We start from the raw sequence: 5,869 nt of genomic DNA, 5'->3' as shown, positions 1-5,869 counted from the left end.
GTAACTAGATGTCTGAGCAGAAATAACAAGAAAGACATTCTTAAACTTTATCGTCATGTCGACGTTAGGAGACATCTAAAAACCTTACTTTTATTTACCCCATGTCAAGTATAAGAAGGTATTATTCATAGATTCCTCTTCGTACCTCGTTCGGAATGACGTGGTGTGATATAAAAAAATCCCCGATCATCGTTTGATCGGGGATTTTTTTATATGTGTTTTGCACGATTGTCGCTTACGCAAGAATCGACCATGTGCTCCAAGGGATTCTTGATAATACCAAGATCAATCCCAGGATATAAAAAATCATAACTGTTTTGTTCGCTTGATAATCTTCTTTAGCACGTTTAGCTTTTGAGTAACCGATCGTGATCAAGACAATTGCTAAAATCATCATCAATGGGTGTTCCAAGAAATACAAACGAGAAAGGCTGTTTTTCATGTTTGCTCCAGAGAAAGCCTCGAGGCCAAGGGGAGAGGTAAAATAAAGTACCAAACCGATTACCAGTTGCAAGTGAGCAGAAATCAAGCCTAACAAAGCGATCTTCCGATTGTAAGGTTTACTTCCAAAGTAATTGATCAATGTAATGACGATCGCCACCACCAAGGCTAGCAATAAAATAATTGCCAGGGTTGAGTGTAAGTGTTTCATTCCTGTTAACATAAGTTTTTAATTATACATTATCTCTAAAACAAAGGTACTATTTTGCTAGTCTTTTGTCGCCTAATTCTTTAAATTCTGACTTCGCTTTGAAGTTTGGAAAGGTCTTTTCGAGACTTAAGGTGTAACCGATATCAAAAAACAACTTCACATCGGCCAAGATGCCACCAAAATCCCAGTTTTCATCCACTTGGTCCGCTACAGTGTGATAGCGTCCGCTCAGTGCTGCCACCCTTTTACGGATGATGGTACTATCCTGCTCAATCAGTTCGCTGCCACTACCCATAAATAACCCCGGTACACCCGCTTTCACAAAGTTGAAGTGATCCGAACGATAGAAACCTCCTGAAGTAGGGTTGCGCTCGCCTGCCATCGTCCGGCCAAATTTCGCTGCCGATTTCTGCACATAGTCTTCCAATTCCGTTTGTCCAATCCCGACCACAGATACATCTTTGGTCGCTCCGAGTGGACTGAACGCGTCCATATTGATATTCGCTACTGTTTTTTGGAGTAGGAAAATAGGATGCTGTGCATAGTAAGCGGAGCCCAAAAGGCCTTCCTCTTCCGAAGTAACAGCCATAAAAACAATGGTTCGTTCGGGCTTTACTTTCGCAGCTTTAAAAGCTTTAGCCACTTCAAATAGCGCAGCAACGCCTGATGCATTGTCGATAGCACCGTTGTAGATGGAGTCACCGTTTACCGCTTCACCAATCCCTAAATGATCCCAATGTGCCGTATAGATAATTGTTTCATCTGGACGTTTTGATCCCTCGATTTTAGCGATGACATTATTGGATTTAGATTTCCTAAAGGTGTTTTTGATCGCGAAGGATGTCGTTACAGGCATTGGTACTGCTTTGAAGCCCGGTTTTTTCGCCTGCTCTTGTATATCTTTAGGAAGTCCCGCTAATGCAAATAACTTGGAAGCGGTACTGTTGCTTATCCAACCTTCAAAAGCAGCGAAATCAGCACCATCATTTTCGGTGATCAGCTCTAGCTGAGGACCCGACCAGCCTGAACGGACAACGTTCCAGTCGTAGCTGGCAGCACCTTTTTCATGAATTAATAAAATCCCTTTCGCACCTTGGCGTGCCGCCTCTTCATACTTATACTTCCAACGGCCGTAGTATGTCATGGTATCCGCTTTAAAGAGCGTTTTATCATAACGACCGGGATCGCTTACCATCGCCACGACGGTTTTTCCCTTTACATCTAAACCTGCATAATCATTCCAGTTGTATTCGGGAGCAACAATACCGAACCCAACAAAAACTAAATCCGATTGATCAATCTGGATTTGTTCTTGTAAACGGCGACTTCCGATCACATAATCATCGAGGTTGTTGATGGAAAGTGTCCCTTTCGCTCCTTGAAATGTAAGGACTGGATTTACTGGTTTAGAGCTAATCTCGACTAAAGGTACTTCTTGGAAGTAGGAATCGCCATTGCCCGGGCTTAGGCCTAACTCTTTGAATTGCTTTTCGATATAATTTACGGTAAGTGTATCTCCTTTCGTAAAAGGCTTACGTCCCATAAATTCATCGGAAGATAATTGCAACACATAATTTTTATATGCAGCTTCGGTAATGGCCGCGAGCGCAGTGGAATCAAGCGAACTGGTATCGTGTGCGCTGTTTTCTCCCAGATGGCATGCCGTAGTCAGAGCCGCTAGAGCCGCTCCAAAAAGTATTGTTTTCTTCATGTCGAACATTAAAGGTTTGCGATAAAAATACGAGTTTAATTTGAAAACTACGGTGCAAAGGTCACCCGCTTAGGGTTGTTCCATGGGAAACACTTCAGCAATAGGATGGAAGAGATAGATGCGGTTGGAGCTTACCTCCAAACATTTGTAGCGTTTGCGTAGCTTTTCTTTTTTTTGGAAAACGCGCCCGCCTTTGATCCCAAAGAAGCTTCCTTCGGGAATGTGCTCAATGGTAAAGATTTCTTGCGCCTGGGCATCGTATTTTCGGAGACTTCGGTAAAGGTTCAGATCCGTACAGCTTGATGCGGCAGGATTATCCATATAGTTTGCAATGGCGAGACTGACATCTTCGGGAAACATCTCTGCTTGAATAAAAGGAGCCATTAACGCCCGGAAGTTATTTTTCCATTCCAGTCCATGTGGCTTGACTTTATGTTGAAATTGCTGCCACGTTTTCAGGTGTGCGAATTCGTGGATGGTCGTAACCAGAAACGAAAATGGATTTAGGTCGTGGTTGACCGATATTTTATGTGGTTCTCCGCGAAAAGGAGCACGGTAGTCACCCAATTTGGTGCGTCTACTGCGGGTGACCTTAAATTGGCATTGCGTATCATTGATCCATGTCGAGATAATCGGGGCAGCAGCCTCCGGCATATACTTGCTCAGTTGCTTTGAAAAGTCGGTCATGATATACAAACATATTACTTTTTTTGTTGTCTGATAGATTATGGTGTTGAATTTTCTGTTGCTCGCTTAAATAATTATCTTTGATAGGTTAATCATGTATGATATGAGAAAAATCAGTTTGTTGGTTATGTCGCTTTTGCTGGGCTTTATTGTACAAGGGCAGGAGCTTAATGCACGTGTCGAAATACAATCGCCTCAAGTACAGAATACAAATAAACGTGCCTTGGATTTGCTCCAAAAGGTGATACAAGACTTTGTGAATAATCGGTCGTGGACCAACAAGCAGGTTACCCCACAGGAACGAATCGATTGCTCGATGGTCATCACTATTTCACAATGGGATGGCTCCAAGACATACAAGGCATCTGCACAGATCTATTCTTTTCGCCCCGTGTTTGGAACCAATTACAGCAGTCCGGTCTTAGCGTACCACGATCGTAATTTTAACTTTTCTTATGTGGAAGGTGAGCAGCTAGATTTTAATGAAAATAATAATTTTAGTAGCCTTTCCTCTCTATTGGCTTTTTACGCAAATGTTATTTTAGGGATGGATGGAGATACATTTAAGCTCTACGGGGGGAATCAATACCTTACTTCAGCACGGACTATCGTGAATGCTGCACAGGGCAATACGGAGGAAGGATGGAAATCGATGGAGTCTCTAGATAACCGTTATTGGCTGATCAACAATTTGCTGGATCGCAAATATCAGCCGTATCGGGATTTTGCGTATCAATATCACCTCAATGGTTTGGATAAGATGGTACAGGACGAAACTAAAGCACGGATGTCGATCGTGGAACTCTTGGATAAATTGAAAGAGGTCGATCGCAACAATACCGGCAATGTATGGAGTTCTGTGTTGTATGCTGCAAAGTCCAACGAGTTTGTAGGTGTGTTTAGTAAATTGCCTGGTAATGAAGGTATCAAGGTTTTTAATAAATTGGTGGAACTCGATCCAACGAATACAACAAAATACGAAGTTTTAAAGAAGTAACTATATTATATGCTGCGGAAGTTATCAGTAAAGAATTATGCACTGATCGAAAATCTAGATATCGCCTTTCACGAAGGATTGAATATTTTGACGGGTGAAACGGGGGCTGGAAAGTCGATTATTATGGGTGCATTGGGGCTCATCTTAGGTAATCGGGTAGAGGGGCGACCTTTTTTTGATGAACAGCGGAAGTGTATAATAGAAGGATATTTTCAGATTGAAAGCTATGGCTTAGCGGATTTTTTCGTCGAACATGATCTCGATTATGAGGCCGAAACGATTATTCGGCGGGAGATTGCCGTGGATGGCAAATCCCGTGCTTTTGTCAACGATTCACCGGTAACATTGCAGGTTTTAAAATTGCTGGGTGAACAGTTGATTGATATCCACTCGCAGCATGCAACGTTGCAGATCAATACCGAAAGCTTTCAGCTTTTAGTGCTGGATAGTGTGGCGAAGAACCAACAACTCCTTCAAGGATATGCGGAAGGTCTAGGTCAGTATAGACGTGATGAACAGGCGTTAAAAAAACTGAAGGAAGAGATTGCGGCAGCTAGCCTGGAGCAGGATTTTAATCAATTTTTGCACGACGAACTGGAGCAAGCAAATTTACAGGCCGGTGAGCAAGAGTTGTTGGAGGAGGAACAGGGACAGCTGGAAAATGCAGAAGAAATAAAGCGTGGACTATTGTCTGCTGTATATCTTTTGGATGAACAAGAACAGGCTGTCGTTCAGAATCTGCGAGATGCGCAACAACAACTGCAAAATGTACAGCGATTTTTACCGGCAGGGAATGACCTGGCCAATCGTCTTCAAAGTAGCCTTATCGAAATAAAAGACATCGTACAGGAGATTGGTTTTATGGAGCAGGGGGTCGGTATGGATCAGGCACGGTTAGACTTTGTAAACGAACGTTTAAGCACCCTCTATAGCTTACAGAAAAAGCATAGAGTGGAGAACCTATCGGCCTTGATAGAATTGCAAGATAGCTTAGCACGTAAACTGGAGGTGACTGCAAATCAGGAGCAGGAGTTGGCGAAGCAGGAAAAGATCGTTCGGGAAAGTTTGACCAATCTCATGGAGTTGGCAACCCGTCTGCATGCGAGCAGAGAAGCTGTGCTTCCAACCGTGGTTTCACATGTGGAAGCTGTTTTATCGGAAGTAGGAATGCCGAATGCACAGCTTAAAATTGAGCTTCATCCCTTGGCGGTCGAGCGGTTTAAGAGCCAAGGAGCAGATGAGGTTCAGTTTCTATTTTCTGCCAATAAGGGACAGGCGTTACAACCCATCCATAAGGTAGCTTCAGGCGGTGAACTTTCGCGTGTTATGTTAGCTATTAAATCTTTGGTCGCACAACGTTCTGCGTTACCGACTATTATATTTGACGAGATCGACACTGGTATTTCAGGCGAGGTGGCACTCAAGGTTGGCGAGATTATGGAACGCTTATCCGAGCGGATGCAGGTATTGGCGATTACGCATTTACCGCAAATTGCGTCCAAAGGACAGGCACACTTCAAGGTCTACAAACAAGATGAAGGGGAGCGTACTAAATCCAATATTTTACGTTTAGACCCGTCTGAGCGGATATATGAAGTGGCCCAGATGCTTAGTGGTGCAAGCCCGGGCGCTGCGGCTCTAGAACATGCCAAGCAGCTTATTGAGGATTAAAAGTTTGGATCTCTCTAAAAAGTGTTCTTTTTGTTGTCACCTTGAGATATCTCACCCTCCTCTATGCCGGAGGGGCATCTTCCTTTTGAAGCTAAAAGGAAGCAAAAGCTTGTCGCTAGGAATTTTTGCAGGGAAGGTTGGTGCAAGGGCA

General features: G+C 43.4%; 5 protein-coding genes. 2 read left to right on the top strand and 3 right to left on the bottom strand.

Translation table 11 applies throughout. The annotated features are described in order from the left end of the window. Positions 1-235: 235 nt before the first annotated feature. The 3 genes from B9Y69_RS05480 to B9Y69_RS05470 all read right to left on the bottom strand — a co-directional run bounded on the left by B9Y69_RS05480 (position 236) and on the right by B9Y69_RS05470 (position 3,050). On the bottom strand, positions 236-652 hold the full coding sequence (locus tag B9Y69_RS05480; RefSeq protein ID WP_085472486.1) for a hypothetical protein: 417 nt from the start codon (positions 650-652) through the stop codon (positions 236-238). Positions 653-701: 49 nt separating this feature from the next. Then, complete coding sequence (locus B9Y69_RS05475; RefSeq protein WP_085472485.1) at positions 702-2,363, bottom strand: M20/M25/M40 family metallo-hydrolase; 1,662 nt, start codon at positions 2,361-2,363, stop codon at positions 702-704. A gap of 69 nt (positions 2,364-2,432) precedes the next feature. Further along, entirely contained in the window at positions 2,433-3,050 is a 618-nt protein-coding gene (locus B9Y69_RS05470) for a SprT family zinc-dependent metalloprotease (RefSeq protein WP_085472028.1), read from the bottom strand. A 103-nt stretch (positions 3,051-3,153) separates the two neighbouring features. On the opposite strand from B9Y69_RS05470, the gene porD reads away from it, so the two are divergent. Together porD and recN are read left to right on the top strand one after the other, a co-directional pair. Then, the gene (gene porD, locus B9Y69_RS05465; RefSeq protein WP_234991112.1) at positions 3,154-4,047 is read left to right on the top strand and encodes a type IX secretion system protein PorD; all 894 of its coding nucleotides are present in this window, start codon (positions 3,154-3,156) and stop codon (positions 4,045-4,047) included. 9 nt (positions 4,048-4,056) lie between these two features. Beyond that, positions 4,057-5,718: a DNA repair protein RecN gene (gene recN / locus B9Y69_RS05460; RefSeq protein ID WP_085472027.1), complete on the top strand. Its 1,662-nt coding sequence runs from the start codon at positions 4,057-4,059 to the stop codon at positions 5,716-5,718. Positions 5,719-5,869: the final 151 nt, after the last annotated feature.

Origin of the sequence: Sphingobacterium psychroaquaticum (assembly GCF_900177625.1) — a bacterium.
Classification (GTDB): Bacteria; Bacteroidota; Bacteroidia; order Sphingobacteriales; family Sphingobacteriaceae; genus Sphingobacterium; species Sphingobacterium psychroaquaticum.
Note: the sequence above shows the minus strand (reverse complement) of the source record. Positions and strands in the feature narration are given on the sequence as shown.

Coding starts and splice junctions, on each gene's coding strand:
- B9Y69_RS05480 (WP_085472486.1), bottom strand. CDS start 652: ATGAAACACTTACACTCAACCCTGGCAATTATTTTATTGCTAGCCTTG.
- porD (WP_234991112.1), top strand. CDS start 3,154: ATGAGAAAAATCAGTTTGTTGGTTATGTCGCTTTTGCTGGGCTTTATT.
- B9Y69_RS05475 (WP_085472485.1), bottom strand. CDS start 2,363: ATGAAGAAAACAATACTTTTTGGAGCGGCTCTAGCGGCTCTGACTACG.
- B9Y69_RS05470 (WP_085472028.1), bottom strand. CDS start 3,050: ATGACCGACTTTTCAAAGCAACTGAGCAAGTATATGCCGGAGGCTGCT.
- recN (WP_085472027.1), top strand. CDS start 4,057: ATGCTGCGGAAGTTATCAGTAAAGAATTATGCACTGATCGAAAATCTA.